18 protein-coding genes and 1 other RNA gene are annotated in these 18,831 nt (G+C 28.3%); 5 read left to right on the top strand and 14 right to left on the bottom strand.

What is annotated here, in order from left to right; all coding sequences use genetic code 11:
• Window positions 1–52: 52 nt before the first annotated feature.
• Both ACD570_RS01625 and ACD570_RS01630 read left to right on the top strand, forming a co-directional pair.
• On the top strand, window positions 53–1,000 hold the full coding sequence (locus ACD570_RS01625) for a flagellar basal body rod modification protein (protein WP_337202144.1): 948 nt from the start codon (window positions 53–55) through the stop codon (window positions 998–1,000).
• 11 nt (window positions 1,001–1,011) lie between these two features.
• Window positions 1,012–2,649: a flagellar hook protein FlgE gene (locus ACD570_RS01630; RefSeq protein WP_337198439.1), complete on the top strand. Its 1,638-nt coding sequence runs from the start codon at window positions 1,012–1,014 to the stop codon at window positions 2,647–2,649.
• A 1-nt stretch (window position 2,650) separates the two neighbouring features.
• On the opposite strand, the gene ACD570_RS01635 is transcribed toward ACD570_RS01630, so the two are convergent.
• Together ACD570_RS01635 and ACD570_RS01640 are read right to left on the bottom strand one after the other, a co-directional pair.
• Window positions 2,651–4,492 (bottom strand): flagellar assembly protein A, encoded by a 1,842-nt coding sequence (locus tag ACD570_RS01635; protein WP_337204902.1) that lies wholly within the window; start codon window positions 4,490–4,492, stop codon window positions 2,651–2,653.
• Window positions 4,485–5,186 carry a hemerythrin domain-containing protein gene (locus tag ACD570_RS01640; RefSeq protein ID WP_417904335.1) on the bottom strand — a complete coding sequence of 234 codons (702 nt, stop codon included), beginning with the start codon at window positions 5,184–5,186 and terminating at the stop codon, window positions 4,485–4,487. The genes ACD570_RS01635 and ACD570_RS01640 overlap by 8 nt, the downstream gene beginning before the upstream one ends.
• A 592-nt stretch (window positions 5,187–5,778) precedes the next feature.
• Between ACD570_RS01640 and ffs the strand changes: the two genes are divergently transcribed.
• Window positions 5,779–5,876: signal recognition particle sRNA small type (gene ffs / locus ACD570_RS01645), an RNA gene on the top strand.
• Window positions 5,877–5,885: 9 nt separating this feature from the next.
• Here the strand turns inward: ffs and mnmA are convergent.
• The 10 genes from mnmA to aroQ all read right to left on the bottom strand — a co-directional run bounded on the left by mnmA (window position 5,886) and on the right by aroQ (window position 13,994).
• Entirely contained in the window at window positions 5,886–6,902 is a 1,017-nt protein-coding gene (gene mnmA, locus ACD570_RS01650) for a tRNA 2-thiouridine(34) synthase MnmA (protein WP_337196771.1), read from the bottom strand.
• Entirely contained in the window at window positions 6,902–7,501 is a 600-nt protein-coding gene (locus tag ACD570_RS01655; RefSeq protein WP_200282811.1) for a TIGR00730 family Rossman fold protein, read from the bottom strand. Before ACD570_RS01655 ends, mnmA begins: the two co-directional genes overlap by 1 nt.
• 275 nt (window positions 7,502–7,776) lie before the next feature.
• Complete coding sequence (gene fliY, locus ACD570_RS01660) at window positions 7,777–8,613, bottom strand: flagellar motor switch protein FliY (RefSeq protein WP_239820177.1); 837 nt, start codon at window positions 8,611–8,613, stop codon at window positions 7,777–7,779.
• Window positions 8,610–9,689, bottom strand: a complete 1,080-nt coding sequence (fliM, locus tag ACD570_RS01665) for a flagellar motor switch protein FliM (RefSeq protein ID WP_200282807.1) — start codon at window positions 9,687–9,689, stop codon at window positions 8,610–8,612. Before fliM ends, fliY begins: the two co-directional genes overlap by 4 nt.
• Window positions 9,689–10,381 (bottom strand): RNA polymerase sigma factor FliA, encoded by a 693-nt coding sequence (locus ACD570_RS01670; protein ID WP_200282805.1) that lies wholly within the window; start codon window positions 10,379–10,381, stop codon window positions 9,689–9,691. The genes fliM and ACD570_RS01670 overlap by 1 nt, the downstream gene beginning before the upstream one ends.
• Window positions 10,362–10,718: a hypothetical protein gene (locus tag ACD570_RS01675; protein WP_200282802.1), complete on the bottom strand. Its 357-nt coding sequence runs from the start codon at window positions 10,716–10,718 to the stop codon at window positions 10,362–10,364. The genes ACD570_RS01670 and ACD570_RS01675 overlap by 20 nt, the downstream gene beginning before the upstream one ends.
• Window positions 10,719–10,732: 14 nt before the next feature.
• A complete protein-coding gene (gene flhG / locus ACD570_RS01680; protein WP_239820176.1) occupies window positions 10,733–11,599 on the bottom strand; it encodes a flagella biosynthesis ATPase FlhG in 867 nt (288 codons plus the stop codon).
• The gene (gene flhF / locus ACD570_RS01685) at window positions 11,592–13,025 is read right to left on the bottom strand and encodes a flagellar biosynthesis protein FlhF (RefSeq protein WP_417904336.1); all 1,434 of its coding nucleotides are present in this window, start codon (window positions 13,023–13,025) and stop codon (window positions 11,592–11,594) included. Before flhF ends, flhG begins: the two co-directional genes overlap by 8 nt.
• Window positions 13,026–13,508 (bottom strand): 2-amino-4-hydroxy-6-hydroxymethyldihydropteridine diphosphokinase, encoded by a 483-nt coding sequence (gene folK / locus ACD570_RS01690; protein ID WP_200282790.1) that lies wholly within the window; start codon window positions 13,506–13,508, stop codon window positions 13,026–13,028.
• A 6-nt stretch (window positions 13,509–13,514) separates the two neighbouring features.
• Entirely contained in the window at window positions 13,515–13,994 is a 480-nt protein-coding gene (gene aroQ / locus ACD570_RS01695) for a type II 3-dehydroquinate dehydratase (RefSeq protein ID WP_239820174.1), read from the bottom strand.
• A 70-nt stretch (window positions 13,995–14,064) separates the two neighbouring features.
• Here aroQ and mqnF point away from each other — a divergent pair, with 70 nt between their 5' ends.
• Together mqnF and sppA are read left to right on the top strand one after the other, a co-directional pair.
• Window positions 14,065–15,318 carry an aminofutalosine deaminase family hydrolase gene (mqnF, locus tag ACD570_RS01700; protein ID WP_234284857.1) on the top strand — a complete coding sequence of 418 codons (1,254 nt, stop codon included), beginning with the start codon at window positions 14,065–14,067 and terminating at the stop codon, window positions 15,316–15,318.
• Entirely contained in the window at window positions 15,306–16,196 is an 891-nt protein-coding gene (gene sppA / locus ACD570_RS01705; protein ID WP_200282781.1) for a signal peptide peptidase SppA, read from the top strand. The genes mqnF and sppA overlap by 13 nt, the downstream gene beginning before the upstream one ends.
• A gap of 199 nt (window positions 16,197–16,395) precedes the next feature.
• Here sppA and ACD570_RS01710 read toward each other — a convergent pair whose 3' ends face one another.
• Together ACD570_RS01710 and ACD570_RS01715 are read right to left on the bottom strand one after the other, a co-directional pair.
• The gene (locus ACD570_RS01710) at window positions 16,396–18,138 is read right to left on the bottom strand and encodes a hypothetical protein (protein WP_417904337.1); all 1,743 of its coding nucleotides are present in this window, start codon (window positions 18,136–18,138) and stop codon (window positions 16,396–16,398) included.
• A 150-nt stretch (window positions 18,139–18,288) separates the two neighbouring features.
• Window positions 18,289–18,645 (bottom strand): hypothetical protein, encoded by a 357-nt coding sequence (locus ACD570_RS01715; RefSeq protein WP_200282567.1) that lies wholly within the window; start codon window positions 18,643–18,645, stop codon window positions 18,289–18,291.
• Window positions 18,646–18,831: the final 186 nt, after the last annotated feature.

Below are 18,831 nucleotides of genomic sequence, written 5' to 3' on the forward strand. Positions count from 1 at the left end.
AATACTTTTTGCTTTTAATTAAAAAAGACTTAAATATAAAAAGGATTTTATAATGGCAACAACAAATTGGAATAGCAATCTTAACTGGACTCCAGTCACTAGCAATTCAAGCTCTACAAGTGGTTCAGCAAAGACTGATAGTTCAAATTCTAGCAGTAATAGTTCCGGTATAGTTAGCAATCCTAATGCAACACTTGATAAAGACGCATTTTTAAAACTACTTTTGATCGAGTTGCAACATCAAGATCCAACAGATCCTATGGATAGTGATAAAATGCTTACTCAAACTTCACAGCTTAGCGCTCTTGAAATGCAACAAAATACAAATACAACTATGCAAAAAATGGTTGAAACTATGCAAAAACTTTCAGCTTCTTTTTCAACCAGTATGAGTACTTCGGCTATAGGGGCTATTGGTAAAATGGCAACTGTTCATAACAATACTATCAAGCTTACGGGTTCTGATGAGGTTATTGCTTTAAAGATGTATTTACCTGAAGATTCTGATAATAAAGGCTTAACGCTTGAAATTTATGATAAAAATAATAAATTAGTTTATTCTGAAAAAAGTAGCGAAGGGCAAGAAGTTTCTAAAGGATTATTTACCCTAGAATGGCCAGGTAGAAATAATGATGGTGTTTATGCTGGGGATGGTGAATATACCGTTAAAGTGGTATATAATAATAAAAATGGAGATAAAATTACCGCTAATTATGGATCATATCCTATAGAATCTATTAAATTTGTTGATGGGGTTGCTTATGCTAAAATGGGTGGTCAGTATGTAAGTTTTGATGATATTGCTGAAATTTCAGATTATAAAATTTCAAGTGATTCTACTGTGCAAAAACCTTCGGATACTGAAAAACCTTCTGAGGATGAAAAGCCTTCAGAAGATGAAAAACCTTCGGATACTGAGAAACCTTCAGAAGATGTAGATTCTGATTTTACAAGACCAGACGATGATTCATCATCTAGCACTAAAAAATATTTTAGCTAAGGATTGTAGCCATGATGAATGCGTTTTACAATGGAATTTCCGGAGTTAAGAATAATAGTTTTGGTATTGATGTTACTGCTAATAATATAGCCAATGTTAATACAACTGGTTTTAAGCACTCTGATGCACAATTTAAAGATATATTTTATAGTACAATTACTAGTCAATCAACCAATCCAGCCCAAGGTGGGTATGGTGGCGGTGCTGCATCTTCTCAAATTAGATTTGAGCAAGGTTCAGTTACAGCCACAGGAGGAGAATTTGACGTAGCTTTACAAGGAAAAGGTTTTTTTGGTGTTTTAGGAGCTGATGGAAATGCTTATTATACTAGAAATGGATCTTTTAGAAGAGACGCTAATGGATATTTAGTTGATTCTTATGGAAATTTTGTTTTAGGAACCATGAATCCTGCTTTTGGTGGAATTACCTATAGTGACAGAGTTGCGGGATTAATGGGTGATTATTTAAATACAGGAAGCCCTGTAAATAGTGGTTTTACAGTTAATTCAAATAATGCTTTTGGTATAGGAACTGCTACAACTCAAAAACCTATACAAGTTCCAACTAATATGTATTTAAATCCAGAACCTACTAAAAATGTAAAATGGAGTGGTAATTTAAGTACTAATACAAGTAAAGAAATTGTAACAGTAGATCTTGATCCTAATAAATTTACACTTACAAAAACTGAGGATGGCAAATATGTTGTTAGCGGTAGCGTAAGTAAAGAAGATGTTTTTAGCGCTAAAGCTGGAGATAGGATCCTTTTAAATTTTGTTGATGATCAAGGTGTGAAAACAAGTTTTGAAGCAACTTTAGATGAGAATTTAAATTTTAAAAGTAAAGAGCTAGATTTAAAAGGCTTAGATCCTAATAGTGTAAAATTAAGCTCTGTGCAAATTGCAACCGAACAAGAAAAAGCAAACAAAGATATCTTAGAAGCACCAGTTTATAATGCCGATGGAAGCAAAAGTGTTCTTAGAGTAACTTTAGAGAGAGTCTTACCTCAAGAAGGTGAAAATATAACCTATAAAGCTATAGCACAAATTTATGATTCTAATGGAAAAGCCGTAGGAAACCCAACTGAAGGAAGTATGGTTTTTGATAAAAATGGAGCTTTGCTTCAAAATAATATAACAAGTATAACAAATCCTAATGGTGGAAATATCAATATAGATTTAGGTTCACCTTATGATCCAAATAAACCAGGATCAGGATATAGTGGAATTTATGTGCAAGCAGGCAAAGAAAAAAATATCATCACTCAGCAAGATGGTTTGGCAGAAGGCTTTTTTAAACAATATCAAGTTACAGATGATGGCAGCGTAGTAGCACAATTTAGCAACGGTAAAAATGCTGTTGTAGGAAAACTTGCTCTTTATAATTTTATCAATGAACAAGGCTTAGCTGCAATGGGAGATAATATCTTTGCAGCAACAGCTAATAGCGGGGATGCAAGTTTTATTGTAAAAAATGGACAAGTGGTAAATACGGCTAAATTTAAAGGCGGTTACTTAGAGCAATCCAATGTTGATTTAAGTGTAGAATTATCTAATCTCATAGTAACTCAAAAAGCTTTTGATGCAAGTTCTAAAAGTATTACAACTAGTGATCAAATGATACAAAAAGCTATTAGTATGAAAAGGTAAATTAAAAAGAATTTACCTTTTTTAATTCTTCGTATTGTAATTTTAAATCTTCTATTTCGATTTCATTATAATGATTTGATAACAATTCTAATTTATCGTTTTTCTTTTCTGTATAAAATTTTTTTTGAAAATCTTGCAAAGATAAAGTATGTCTAATTTCTTCTTTTTTTGTTTTAGTTTCAAATAATAATAAATTATCACTGCCTATTTCTTGTGTATTAATATAAATATTAGCTGCTTGTTGTGCTTGTTCTAAAGAGTTAATTTTTGTATCGATTTGAAATTTTATTTTGATAAATTTAGCGTATAAGCCAACCAAATGATTATAATTTTTAATTTTTGAATCATATAGTTTTATAAAATCAGTTTGTGCAGATGAAGGATTTTTTTCCTTTTTTGCTTGTATAGCTCTAGTTTGATTATTGATTAAGTGATCATAAAGATTTTTTGTTTTTGCGATAATTGTAGCAAGAGTATTTTGCACTTTGATATTTAAATTTTTTAAATTTTCATATTCTAAATCACTATTTTCAAAATTGCAAATAATAGTATTTTTAGATTTTATATAATCAGATATCACTAATTTTTTATCAGGGTATAAAGTATTATCGGTTAGCAGATTGCAAATAAAGATATTTTCAGCTTTAATTGTGGCTCCTATGCAATTTTCTATATAAACATTTTTAGCTTCTACAGTACCATTTTCTAAATTTTTAATATAAACATTCTCTGCTTTAATGTAGCCTTTATGGATAAAAATAGAAGAATTTTGCGCATAGATTAAACTTTTTTTGTGTGTTAATCCTTTAACGGTTAGATTTTTTGTATGAATTTCAGTTGATCCGATATTTCCATTGACTTTAATATTAGAGGCTTTAACATTAACAATGCCTGATTTAATGGCATCATCACTTAAATCATGATTATAAATTTCTAATTTAATATCCTCTTGAGTATCAGTTTTAATAGAGCCTGTGGTTTTTAATCCCACTTGTCTTATTTTAATATCATTTATGATGCTATAGCCTATGCGATCTTTATTTAAAAAACCATAATTATTGCTAAAATATCTTATTTTATCTTCTAATTCTTGTGTATAAATACTTTCATCTTTAATATTAAAAGGATTGCCATGAAATTTAACAGGGCTTAAACCAATGACAGCTCCTCTTAAATTTCTACCTTCTTTGCCATTAATTCTAAAAATATATTCAAATAACAATTCATCTTTTTTGATAGGTTTGCAAAATTTTCCATTATCATAGCTTTGCGATGGAGAATCACCATCGATTTCTTGATGATGTATAATAATTTTATCACTTTGACTATCTATTTTATCGACTCCTTTTGCAAGAGAACATTCTAATTCTTGGATCCCATTTCCATTTTCATGATCTTTTATAAAATCATCTAAAATTTTAAGAAAATTTTTTTCAAGTCTTATGATTAAAATTTTTTGTTTTGCCATTGTTTTATAAATGGTTTGTAAAATATCTTTTTTAAAATCAGGATAATAAGAAAAATTTTCTTTACATTTAATATGTACGCTAAGATGCGTTAAAGCAGTATTGCTTTTAAGAAGTATTGTAAAATTCTTTTGAGGTTTTTTTGGGTGAATTTCTATGATAAATTGTTGTATCATAGTATCATAATTTTTCACAAAAAAATCATCAGAATTAAATAAACCAAAATCTTGTTTTTCATAAATTTTACGTTTTGCTGGTTTTTTATTAGAACATATAAGTTTAAAATCAATAATTGAAAAATCAAGCAACTCTTGAGAATTTTCTTGCTCAAATTTAAGACTTTCAAAAGGATCTAAGGTATGCAAAGTTTTATTCATAATCTAGCTGTTCCTTAATGCTTTCAAATTTTTGATTTAAAATTTCAAAATTTTCTTTAGGGTCAAATTTATCCAAATGGATTAAAATTTGTTCGCAAGTTTCGCATCTTAATATATTTTCTCTGCTAACAAGTTCTTGATGGATTGTTTCTGGAACTTTATGAATACGCAAAGGGCAATTACAAATATAATCGTAATTTTTTTCTCCACTTAGATCAAATTTAATCGACTTTAATTTAATATAATGTTCTAAAGTGTAATTAATTTCTTTTAAATGTATAGCTTTGCTTGTAAAATTAGATAACCATAAATCTTCATTAGCAAAATGTTCAAATACCCAATCTTTTGTAAGTATTGAAAGCTCTTCGGAGAGTTTGAAAATATCATTAGAATAATTTAAAAGATTTTTAGCTCGTTCTAGTAATACTCGGTGAGAATATTTATGTTCTTCTATTAAAGGAAAATCTATGTTTTCCATAAATTTTTCTTCTTCTTTAAAATGAACTTTAGCATATTGAAATAATTTAAGCAAAACTTTTTTTAATTCTTCTTTGAGCTCTTCAGGTTTATTTATATTATCATTTTGTATTTTTTTGGCTAAGTTATGTGCAATATCAGCAATATCGAAAATAAGTTCATGTTGTTTATCTAATTGCAGATTTTTTATGCTGAAATTTTTATCCCATTTTATCATTGCATTTACTCCAAAACTAAGTAAACGTTATATTATTAAGCATTTTTTAAGTTAAAAAATAAAAATGCTTTTTTACGTTTTTTATTTAATCACCTTTTTGTTTAAGAATGGATTGTTGGGCACCAACAATCCATCTATTTAAATGATTTTTACAAAAAGGAAAACCCACCCAACACTAACCCACAAATATATTTAAAATATTAACTCATACTTTTAAATATCAAGTAAAAATTATTTTCAGTAATAAAAGCAATATTGCTTTATGGCAATATTGCGATTAAAATTGAATTGGAAATTAAAATAATCAGTAGCTAAAAGAGTGAAAGATCGATTTTCTAAAAAGGAGTCTAGTTTTTAGCTTCAAATTATTTTCTAAAAAGGACTTATTTTTAAAAATAATTTTTTAAATTACAATTAAAAATAATTGTAATTATAATAAAAAATAATTTAAATTATCAAATTAATTTTTATTATGATTTTAATAAAATTTTTTTAATTAAAATAAAATTATTTCTATAAAATTTATAAAAAAGAGAAATTTTTTAAATATCAAGGCTTTTTAAGGGTATTATGTTAAAATAACCTCCGCCTTTTCTTAGACCTGTGCAATGCTATTTTTAAGCACCGCTTCAGGGTGGGAACACAGCAGAGCACTTGATCATAGTGTGTGCCGCAGCCATCTGAGAAAGGGTTTTAAAGCTATTCTATAAAACCACTAGCGATAACTTTATCCCCATCATAAAATACAGCCATTTGTCCACTTGCTATACCATAAACACTTTCTTTAAGTGTGATTTTTGCGCTTTTATCTTCAAGAATTTTAACCTCGCAAGGTGTGGATTTGGATCTATAGCGAATTTTAACCTCGCAATTTAGATTTTTTGCTTCTATAAATAAATTAATGTTTTTCAATTCAAATTCGTTAATTTTTAATTCTTCTTTTTTGCCTACGACAATTTGATTTTTTTCAGGATTGATTTTTAAAACAAAATGAGGCTCATGGGCTCCTTTGACTTCAAAGCCACGTCTTTTTCCTATGGTATAGTGCATATACCCTTCATGTTTTCCTACAATTTTCCCGCTACTATCTAATACTTCGCCTGGAATTTTTGTATTCATAAATTGGTCTAAAACCTGAACATAAGTATTTTCTACAAAGCAAATTTCAGAACTTTCTTTTTGCGTAGCAAAAGATTTTAAAACTTCGATTGAGGATGCAAAAGCTTTAACATCTTCTTTTTTCATCTCTCCTAATGGAAATATAAGGTATTTTAAAGCTTCTTTATCGGCACTTGCTAAAAAATAACTTTGATCTTTACTTTCATCAACTGCTGTACGAATAAGACCATTTTCTAATCTCGCATAATGCCCTGTGGCTAATTTTTCACAACCTAAACTTTTTGCAAATTCAAGAAGTTTTCCAAGTTTGATGAAACGATTACATAAGGCACAAGGATTTGGAGTTTTGCCTTCTTTATAGGTATTAACAAAGGGCATATAAACTTTATCTTTAAAATCTTCTTGCAAATCCAAAATGTGATAAGGAATTTGTAAAAAATTAGCTACTTTTTCTACTTTTTTGATATTTTCTTCATGGTAATTAGGCTTACCATGAAGTTTCATATAACAACCTATGACTTCATGTCCTGCATTTTTTAATTTATAGGCTGTGACTGTGCTATCAACTCCTCCGCTCATTGCGACTAAAATTTTCATTAAATTTCCTTTAAAGTGTTAATTATAAAATCTAAGTCGTCAGTGATTTTATACTTTAACTCATCTCCTTGCGAGATTACTTCTTGTTTGAGTAAAGAATTTCTGACGAACTCGTCAAAACCTCGCCAAAATTTACTCCCAAACAAAAAAATAGGAACATTTTTCTTAAATTCAAGTTGCTTAAGCGTAAGAACTTCACAAAGCTCATCAAGTGTTCCAAAGCCGCCTGGGAAAATCACAAAAGCAAGACTCTTTTCAATAAGAGCCATTTTGCGTATGGCTAAGCTCTCAAAAGTAATACTATATTCTATAAAATTATTTAATTTTTGCTCATGAGGCAAAAATATGTTAAAACCTACAGATTTTATAGAATTTGCATCAGCATTAAAAGCACCTTCATTAGCTGCTTGCATAATGCCACCACCTCCGCCACTAATCACGCAAAAATCATTTTCAGCACATTTTTGTGCAAGAATTTTTGCTTGTTGGCAGTAAAAATCATCTTTCTTCAATCTTGCAGATCCAAAAAAAGTTATGGTTTTTTTAAAGTCTGGTATATTAGCAAATTTTTCTAAATCTTGGCTTATTTTTTTATCCATTTGATAACCTTTAAAAATAAAATCCATTCTAGCTAAAAATTGATAATAAGTTCTTTATTTGTGTTAAAAGAAAAGTTTATTAATATTAAAATATTTGGAAAAATCAAACTAAAAGGCAAAATAAGGATATGATAAAACACATTCTTATTTAATCGATGGTAAATTTTGTAAAAAGTCAAATATCTAGAATACTAACTGAAATAAATTATACTTAGATGCTTTAAGAAATTTATTAAAGTATTTAAAATTTATAAAATTAAGATAAATTATAAAATTTATCTTAATTGCTCTAATCTTTCTTTTTTGGAGCCTATTTCTGTAATTTGCACTCCAAAATTTCCATCTACGATCACCACTTCTCCGTAGGCAACTCTTTTTTCACCTATTAAAATTTCAAGAGGATCATTGGCAAGCTGATTAAGTTCTACAACAGAGCCTATATCCATCGTTAAAACATCTTTTAGGAGCATTTTTTTATTTCCTATACGAACGCGAACTGGCAAACGAACATCCATAATTAAATTAATGTTTTTAAGTTCTTCGCTAATATTAAAGTGTCTTTCTTCGTTAGATTGGGTATTATTTTGAGAATTTGCCTCATCTGATTTTCCACTTAAAATATTGTATAAGTTTTGATCCATAACTAAAGAAATTTGCTCTTCTAAATCTTGTATTTTAACATCGAAAAAATAAAGTTTTACAAAGTCTTTAAAATCAACACTATCAGATACAAAATCACACGAAGAAATACTAAAATCCATATTTGGAATTTCTTTTTGGGCGCCTAGGGTAGTTGAAAAAGCTGAAATGATATTTTGTATAGCTTCTTTGGCAGCATCCATTTCATCAGGACCTAATTGATCATTTTTAGAAATTTCTTCTTCGCCCATCATCCATTCTCCAATAGCACTCATAAGAATAGAACTGGCTAAAATTCCTATTTTTGCATTGTCATTAACATTAAAAATAGCAAAAACCAAAGGGGGTTTTAGTGTGTCTTGAGATGAAACATCAAATTCTTTATATTCACTAAATTCTGCACTTTTTCCTGTTAATCCTTCTATAGTGCTAATACATTCATTTGTAAATAATTTCAAAAAATCATTAATCATATTTCTTCATCCTCCATATCTTCAGACTCATCATAAGCATTAGCCTTTGCTTTACGCTCTTCTTCATATTTTTCTAAAATCTCTTTAATTTCATCTTTATCGGTACGTATAAGCTCGATGATTTTAATTGATTTTCTAAAACGATGTAGACCAATTTGTGCTAAAAATACATCTTTTTTATCAATGCTAACTATAGCTTTATCATCAGCTTCCCTATCAAGTCTTAAAATATCTCCTTGTTTTAATTCTAAGAATTCATTAACACTGATTAAGGTTTTACCTAAAATAGCTTCATAAACAACTTCAGCACGTCCAATCAAAGTTTTAAGTTCTTTATTTCTTGATTTTTTCGCTGAAGTTTCACCCATCATAATATCGCGATTTGCTAAACGACTTAGAATACTTTCTAAGTGCACAACAGGATAGCAGATATTAACCATACCGCTTGAATTCCCTATAATAATTTCCATAACAACCATAATCACAATTTCATTTTGTGATACAATTTGAACAACATTTGGACTTGATTCTTTAGCTTCAACGCTTGGATAAATTTCAGTAACCCCAGCCCAACTTTCTTTAAGTCTTTGCATAATAATACGTAAAATAGAATCAAGCAAATTAAGTTCTATATCCGTAAGTTCTCTTGATGCCTCATAACTATCACCTTGACCCCCTAAAAGTCTATCAATCATAGGAAAAGCAATGCTTGGATTGATTTCTAATACACAGTTTCCGTCCAATGGTTTAATAGAGAATACGTTAAAACTTGTAGGACTTGGGAGCGACATTAAAAATTCTCCATAAGTCATTTGATCCACAGAATGAAGTTTTGTTTCAACAATACTTCTCATCATCGATGAAATTTGAGAAGCTAAATTTCTTGCAAGTTTGTCATGTATACCTTTTATCGTTCTTAATTGTTCTTTTGAAACCCTGTTAGGACGTTTAAAATCATATACAACGATATTTCTTTCTTCTTTATCTTCTTTAGAATTTGACGCTGTGGGCGCGTCTGTATCATCAACGACTTCAAGTAAAGCATCAATTTCTTCTTGAGAGAGTATTTCTGCCATTAAACGAGCCTTTCTCTAAGTTTTTTAAGAAGTTTTTTATGAATTTGAGAAATTCTGCTTTCGCTAATATCTAAAATTTCACTGATTTCTTTAAGACTTAATTCTTCATAATAATAAAGCTGAATAATGAGTTGATCGCGTTCTTTTAAATCTTCTAAAATTTCATGAATTTTTTCTAAAAACTCTTCTTTTTCCAATTTTTCTAAGGTATCATCTTCGTTATAAAGTTCTATTTGTTCATCTATAGGCAAAGTATAACTGATAGCATGCGCTGTGCGAACTTCTTTAATTTTTTCTACATCTAAATCAAGTTTTTTTGCTAAATATTCATCATCTGGCTCTTCTTCATTTTCTCTAAAATACTCATCAATTAAATTATCAATATCTTTGATAATTTTTCGATTGTTGCGACTCATAACATCTAAAGAGCGTAAAAAATCAAGCATAGAGCCATTAACTCTTTTTCTTGCAAAACCCCAAAAACTATCATTTTGTTCTTTATCATAGCGACGAGAAAGTTTAATCATTTCTTCTACTCCGACGCTAATAAGGTCATTAACATCAATACTAGAAGGTAAGCGTTCTTTTAAACGAAATGCCATGGCACGAAGGGCTGGCATATAGGATAAAACCAATTGATCCTGTTCGTTTTTTATTGTTTGGATATAAGCTTTAGGCGGCTTTTTTTGCATGCTTACGTCTTTCTTTTGATTCGTTTTTCTTAAGTTCTTCTCTTTCTTGTTCTAATTTTTCTAAAATTATATCCATTTTCTTTTCTCGGATTACAAGATCATTGATGATATTATTGCTTGTTCTTTCATATTCATTTTTATTAAAAATTCTTCCACTAATTTTTTTAATATCAATAAAGCAAATAATAGCAATATGAATACAAACATAAAACATAAAGGTGATTAGACAAGTAAAGATTAAAATATCAAAAGGACCATCAATACTTACAACACTAAAAGCTAAACCTATAAAAAATCCACAAACTGTAAAAAATGCTACATAATTTTCTGGTCTCATTATCTCTTCTTTATTTAAAATCTTTCGATAATTTTTCTAAAGAAATTTGAAAAACTTCGGCTTGAAACATTATCAAGCATTTTTCGTTCCAACCTATATAAAAGCTTAGAAGCTAGGGATTTTAACTCATCGCTTGCATTAGTATTTTCGTCTGTAAATAAAGTACGTTTTTTTATACTTGAGCTGACATCTTTTGAGGAGCTTAAGTGTCCTAAAAATTCTAAATTAAGAGGATTTTTAATATTAGCATCTGCTACTTTTTTAATATTTTCAAAAACTTTTAAGGCTTCTTTTTCATTTTTTACCACGTTAAATAACATAAGTAAATTTTCTTTAGTTTTTGAAGTAGTTTTGATGGTAGCATAGGCATCTGTGATTGCAGCAGGATCTGGAACTGTTACAACAATAACCTCATCAGCCATTTCTAAAAAATTTAGGGTATTGCCGCCAATTCCTGCACCTGTATCTATAATGAGAAAATCAAGTTCATCTAAAATACTTGCTTGATTTAAAAATCTTTCATAAATATTTTTATCATTGTATTTTAAAATTTCATCTCCGCTTTCACCCGGTATAAGCCATAAGTTAGGTTTTACTTCGATGAGTATATCCTCTAAGGAGCATTCCCCACGTAAAACATGCAAAAGGTTTTTATGGATACGAACATTTAAAATTACATCTAAATTTGCCAAGCCAATATCAGCATCAAATAATCCCACTTTATATCCATTATTTGCTAAAACATTAGCTAAATTTGCACTGATAGTACTTTTACCCACTCCACCTTTACCGCTTGTAATGGCTATAAAATGAGTATTTTGAGATTTTTTACTACCATTTTGATTCATTAAAGAACGAAGTTTATTGGCTTGATTATCCATTGTTTTTTCCTTTGTTAAAACCTTCTAGGATACAGCGAACTAAAAAGTCACTGTTTGCTACTTCTATATCATCTGGAACTTCTTGCCCGGTTGAAAAAAAGCTAAGAGGTATATTTGTTTCATAAATAAGAGAAAATATATTTCCAAACACTTTAGTTTCATCAAATTTGGTGATAATAAGAGTGTCTATATTTAAAAATGAGAAATTTTTATAAATTTCCATCAAATCTTCATGTTTTGTATTTGCTGAAATCACTAAATTAACATCAATTTCAGCATTAGAATGCATTAAAAATTCTTTTGTTTTAGCAAGTTTGCTCTGATCATATTGAGAATTTCCTATGGTATCAACTAAAATAATTTCACAATTATTTAAGCTTTTAATAGCCTCGTCAAGATCTTTTGGCTCTATACTATCAATAATAGGAAGCTTCATCATCTTAGCATATTGAAAAAGTTGTTCCACAGCACCAATTCTATAAGTATCAAGCGTGATAATGCCAGTTTTGTAGCGTTTATCTCCATAAGCATATCTAAAAGCTAATTTTGCCAAAGTTGTCGTTTTTCCTACTCCTGTTGGGCCAACTAACATCATAATTTTTTGCTTTTTAATATCACTTTCAATGCGACAAGGTAAAATATTTCTCAAAAGAGAGTAAAAATATCTTTGAACTGCTTCTTTGTTGGTTTTCATTGAAGTTGGCATGTTTTCAATTGTTGCTTTCATAATAGCTTCTAAATGTTTTTCAAGCATCCCACTTTCTTTAGCTTGTTTATAAATGGTTGCAAATTCTGGAGGAATGATAAGGTTATTACGTGCTTCAGCTTTTTCATCCCACATCATATCAGCCAAAAGATCAATTTTGTCATTGAGTTTATTGATTTGTTTTTCAACATGTTCTATTTTTTTATTATAGTTTGGTTGAGGTGTATAATCTTCTAAAGGCGTATTGGTTACTTTAGAGATTTCACTGCTAACTTCACTTAAACGTTCTTTAAAATCATTAAAATCCATTGATGCATTAGGATTTATTTTGCTTGGTGGAAAATCTTGATAATTTTTATTTTCAATTCTAGATGCGCCTAAATTTAAACTTGCTTTTGCATTTGAAAAATCAAGAATAACATCTTCATCTTCGCTTATATTTGTAGTTTTGGTTTTCGGTTTTTCTATGATATTAGCATTTGAAATATTTTTTTGAATAGGCTTTTTAGGAGGTAAACTTTTCCCCATTTTTTTAAGATGTTTGTGATAATCTGCTTCTTCAATAGCGACCATAACTTCATAAAGTGCACCACGATTAAGGGTTTTTGGACGAATTTGTTTATTGGTAATAATGAGTGCTTTATCGCCGTAGTCTTCTTTGACTTTAGGTATGATTTGTTCTGTATCTTCAACGGTAAAGGTATGGATAAGTTGTCCCATTTATAATCCTTTTATCAAGCCCAAAGGTAAAATTACGCTTATTCTTTCTTTGACCCCATGATGAGGCACCTCGCACCACGCATCACACTTAACTTTTTTAGAAAAATATAAAAGATCTAAATCAAGTGTTCTAGGAGCGTTTTTGAAAGTTCTTTTGCGTTTAAATTTCAACTCATAAAAAAGTAAAACTTTCAAAAAAGCTCTTGCGTGTAAATTTGTTTGTACAAGCATAATAGCATTGGTAAAATCTTTTTGAGCTTTAAATCCAAAAGCTTCATTAATAAGATAAGGTGAAGTTTCTAAAACTTTTACTCTCTTATCATCCATGAATTTTCTAAACAAAGCATCAAAACGTTTTTTCTCAGGTTCTATATTACTTCCTAGACCCAAAATAGCAAAATATTTAAAATCCTTTTTATTTCGGCTAAAATAAGGAAAAAAACGACTTTTTTCTAGTCGTCTTGCCCCTTTTATTTTTAGCATTACGGTTTAATTTTTAACCTGTGCTTGTGCTTGCATGCTACGCAAATTATTAATTTGATCGCAAATTTGCATCACACCCATAAGAGCCAAATGATATCCAAAAGGACCAAAACCTACAATCGATCCAGAGCAAACTGGAGCAATTAAGCTTTTTTGACGAAATTCTTCTCTACGGTGAGTATTAGAAATATGAACTTCTACGGTTGGTAAAGCTACTGCGGCTATTGCATCACGAATTGCTACAGAAGTATGAGTATAAGCTCCAGCATTTATAATAATCCCATCTTTAGTGCCCAAGCATTCTTGAATTTTATCTACAATCTCACCTTCAAAATTACTTTGAAAAAAGTCAAGTTCAATATTATTTTGAGATGCTGCAATTTTCATTTGTTCGTGGATATCATCCATTTTCATTGCACCATAAATATTGATCTCTCGTACTCCTAGCATGTTTATATTTGGACCTTGAATGACCATTATTTTCATAACAAATTCACCTTAAAAATTATTTTTAACTTTCTATTATAACATTTTAAAATAAATTTTTGCTACAATGATGATTTTATTTAAGGAAAAATTTGTGTATATTATCGGTGCGAAATATCTTTTTTTATGTGATGAAAATTTTACTATTTTAGAAAACCAAGCCTTTGTTTTTAAGGATGAAATTTTAGAATTTGGAAAGCTTGAGGAATTGTTAAAAAAATATCCTCAGGCAAAATGGATAAAAACAGATCAAAACTGCATTATTATTCCAGCTTTCATTAACCCGCATACGCATTTAGAATTTAGTGCTAATTCTACAACTTTGCATTTTGGAGAGTTTTTAATTTGGCTTAAAAGCGTGATTAAGTCACGTTCATTTTTAAGTGCTAAAGCTAAAGAAGAATTGATTTTTGAGAATATAAAAAAAATACAAAGAAGTGGAGTAGGAACTATAGGTGAAATTTCAAGTTTTGGTAGCGATTTTAATGCTTGTTTAAAAGCGAGTGAAAATGGCATACGTTTTGTTTATTTTAATGAAATTTTAGGTACAAATGAAAATCAAATTGAGGAAAAAAAAGTTGAATTTTTGCAAAGATTTGAAAATTCTTTAAAATATAAAAGTGAATTTTTTATCCCTGCGATTTCTGTGCATTCTGCTTATTCTACTCATCCAAAACTTGCTCATTTTGCACTTGATTTGGCAAGAAAATATGATTTGTTAGTCAGTACTCATTTTTTAGAAAGCAGAGCTGAAAATATTTGGTTGAGAAAAGCACAAGGTGGATTTAAAAAATGGTTGGAAAATTTTATACCTAATCCTAGGCCATTTTACACCCCAAAAGATTATGTAATGCTTTTTGAAAATATTAAAACTCTTTTTACGCATTGTGTATATTTAAAAGAATATGAATGGCTTGATAAAACTTACCATTCTATAACTCATTGCGCCTTTTCAAACCGTCTTTTAAGTCAAAAAAGATTTGATTTAAAAAAAGCGTTAAAGAGTGGTTTGAATATTCATCTTGGAACTGATGGACTTAGCTCTAATATTTCTTTATCGTTACTTGATGAAATGCGTGCAAATTTATTAATTCATCAAGGAGAAGATTTGTTAAATTTAGCGTCTAAGCTTTTACAAATGGCAACGCTTTATCCTGCAAGAGCTTTAAATTTAAATGCAGGAGAGCTAAAAATTGGAAAAAATGCAGATTTTAGCATTTTTAATCTTGGAGAATGTGAAAAAAAACAAGCACCTTTGCAATTAATTTTAAATGCTAAAGAAGTAGAAAAAATTTTTATAAAAGGAAGGGAATGCAGCTTATAAAATCGTTTTTTAAAATTTTAGGAAATGGTATTAAATTTATCAATACTTATTTTAAAACTTTTGTTTTATTTTTGATTATAATTTGGATTTTTGCCTCAAATCAAGGTTCAAATTCGCATTTTGCTAATTTAGAACGCATTGATTTAAAGGGTGAAATTTTCGATAGTTCTTCTGTGTTAGAAAAAATAATTAAGGCTAAAAATGATAATCAGATTAAAGGAGTTCTTTTTGTAATTGATTCTCCAGGAGGTGCTTTTGCTCCAAGCATGGAACTTGCTTTAGCTATAAAAGATTTAAGAGCAAAAAAACCTGTGGTGGTTTATGCAAGCGGTACTATGGCAAGTGGAAGTTATTTAGCAGGAGTAGGGGCTAATAAAATTTTAGCTAATCCTGCAAGTTTTATAGGGTCAATTGGAGTGATTATGCAAGGGGCTGATATTAGCGAATTGGCTAATAAATTAGGCATTAAAGAACAAACTATACAAGCGGGAGAATTTAAAAGTGCGGGAACTTTTACAAGGGCTTGGAGTGGCAAGGAAAAACAATATTTACAGAATTTAATTGACCAAAGTTATGATTTATTTGTTGATTTTGTTGCTAAAGAAAGAAATTTAGATAAGGCTCAAAAAAATACTTGGGCTAATGCAAGAGTATTTTTAGCGCAAAAAGCTAAAGAATTGGGGTTAATTGACAATATAAGCAATTATGAAAATGCTAAAAAAGAACTTGAAAAGCTTAGCAAGGTTCAAACGCCTATTTGGAAAGAAGAAGATAAAATTGATAAATTATTCAATCGTTTAGAGAATAAAACTTCAAGTTTAATAAGTCAAAGTTTTACTCAACTAATTTATAAAAGTGCTTTTTTTGAGACCAGATAATTATTGTTTATTTAAATAAATTTTCATTATATTTTTGCAAAAAGGACATTCTTTTTGCATTTGCTTCAAATTTGAAGTATATTCTATATGAAATAATTGATTACAATAAGGACAAATAATTTCTTGACTTAATATAGGATAAGAATAAAATTCCTTATCCAAGATAAAATATTTAACTTTTTTGATGATATACTCCTTTTTAAATGGTTTTGATAAACTTATTAAGTTTTGTTGCGCCGTCTTTTTCATCTTTAATGACTAAAATTTTTGCTTTTGGCCAAAAAAAACTTTTTGGTTGTTCAAATTTTCCCCAACGCCAATCAAATCTTGGTTTTAAAAGCACTATCGTTGGAATTTCAAGAGCTAAACTAAGATGTGCTATAGCACTATCTATAGTAATCATACAATCAATATCATTTAAATTATTTAAAGTATCATTCCAATTTTTTATTTTTTTAGCTCTATTTTCTATTTTATCTGATAACGTATAATCACCTTGCATTTGAAAAGAAATAATCTTATAAGGCATATCTTTTAAGGCATTAAGCAAAAAATTTAATTCAAAATTTCTTGTTGTTTCGGAATCTATAGCATTTGGAGTAAACCAAAAAATCCCTATCTTTTTGATTTTATTTTGTGGTTTTTTATATGCTTTTATTGGAGTTTTTAGTTGAGAAATTTCTGTCAATTTAATATCCATGAAAAAAGGTAAAGAGCAAATAGGCATAGCATAATCAAATTTTTTAGGCAAAGTTTTTAATACTTTTAAATTTCTAAAGTTTTTTTCAGATTGATTTAAAAATTTGATCTGATTTTTAAACATTTCATACATCGCACTTTGAGGTGCAAAAAGTACTTTCTGAGCGATTTGACAAATTTTGTCTAAGCATCTAGAATACATAATTGTATCACCAAAACCTTGTTCGCAAAAAATAAGAATTTCTTTATTTTTAAATGCATCTATACCATTTTTATTGAAGATTTGCATTGTTTTATTATAGTGATAAGCAGAGAAGGTTTCATTATGGGCGTAAAAAAGTCTGCTTTCGTAAAATTTTTTACCTTCTTCAAAATTATCTTCTGTACCCATGCGCATCAAAAGATAAGCCAAATCAAATTTATAAGTTGCATGTGAGTGTAAACTTAAAGCTTTTTGATAAGCATGATAAGCATTTTGATAGTTGGAATTAAATTCTAAAACCTTGGCGTAATTTTGCCAAAATTGAGCATTATGTTGATTGAATTCTTGCAAAGAATAGAATAAAGTTAAAGATTGTTCTATTTTAAATAATTTAAAAAGTAAATATGCTTTTTGAGGTAAAATTCGTGTATTTAAAAATTCTTCAATTTTTATAATTGTTATATTTTCTTTTGTTTTATTTTGTAAGCGATCTTGAAAATTTGATGTATTAGACTGTATTTTTTCTACTAATAATCCTTGTTTGATTTTTTCGTTGGTTTGTGACCAAAAAGCACAAAGTTCTTCATGTGCTTTAAGAGCTTTATTATAATCTTTTTTAAAATAAATTTCAGCATAACTTTTCCATAAATTTAAATCATATGGATCTTTCTTGAGTAAATTTTGAAAGATTTTTTCAGCTTCTTCTAATTTTCCTGTAATTTGAAAAAGTAGAACTAATTCTAAATTAATTTCCTTGTATAAAGAATCATTTTTTGTCAAAAGTTCTTTAAGTAAAGCAAAGGCTTCTTGAAATTTTGAATTGAATATATAAGCTTTTGAAAGTAAAAGACCATTAAAGCTAGTTGCATTTTTTATAAAAAGTTGTTGGGCATAATATAAGGCTTTATCGTTTATAGAAAGCTTAAGAGAAGATAACATAGCATACGTTAAAGCATCAATATTATCAAGGTGCTTTTCGCTTATTTCTAAACATTTTTCATAATTAGAATTAAAATAATAATAATAAACTTGATTAAGCATAAGCTTTCCTTGATAAAATAATATATTATTAAAAATAATTTATATTATTAAAAATAATTTATATTATTAAATTTTTATATGATTTTGGTAAATAAAAATAAATAGATAAATAAAATTATCTATATATTTTATGGATGAGTTAAAAGAGGTTTAAATTTTTCGAAATAGGATTTTAATATTTTGTGTAGTTTTGTTTTCTTCATTTGCAATGAGTTCGAAAATTTTTTTCATAATATCAATAATATCTGAATTAAATCGATTTTGAGTTGTATTAAAATGTAAGTGATCTGAAAAGAAGTATTTAAAATATATGCCACAATCATCTGAACTATTTTCAATAAATTGATTTAAGGTAAAATGACTATCAATAAAAAATTTAAAATCTGTATAAACAAGTCTGGAGTGAAAAAAATTATTGATATTTTTTATAGAAACAATAAAACAATTTTCATCATTGCTATCTTTATGATAAATTAATTTATTGTATTTATTTATGCAAACTAACATTATAATTTTCCTTAAAATATTAATTTATAAATATAACCTTAGTTATTTTTTGTAATTTATCAAAAAATAATTTAATTTAGGATTAAAATACTATTAATTAAGATTAATATTTAATATAAAATAAAGGATTGAATTTTTTAATTTTTCAGATTATTTGACATTCTAGATAAAATTTATCTAGAATGT

Origin of the sequence: Campylobacter sp. LH-2024, assembly GCF_048270605.1 — a bacterium.
Lineage (GTDB): Bacteria > Campylobacterota > Campylobacteria > Campylobacterales > Campylobacteraceae > Campylobacter_D > Campylobacter_D molothri.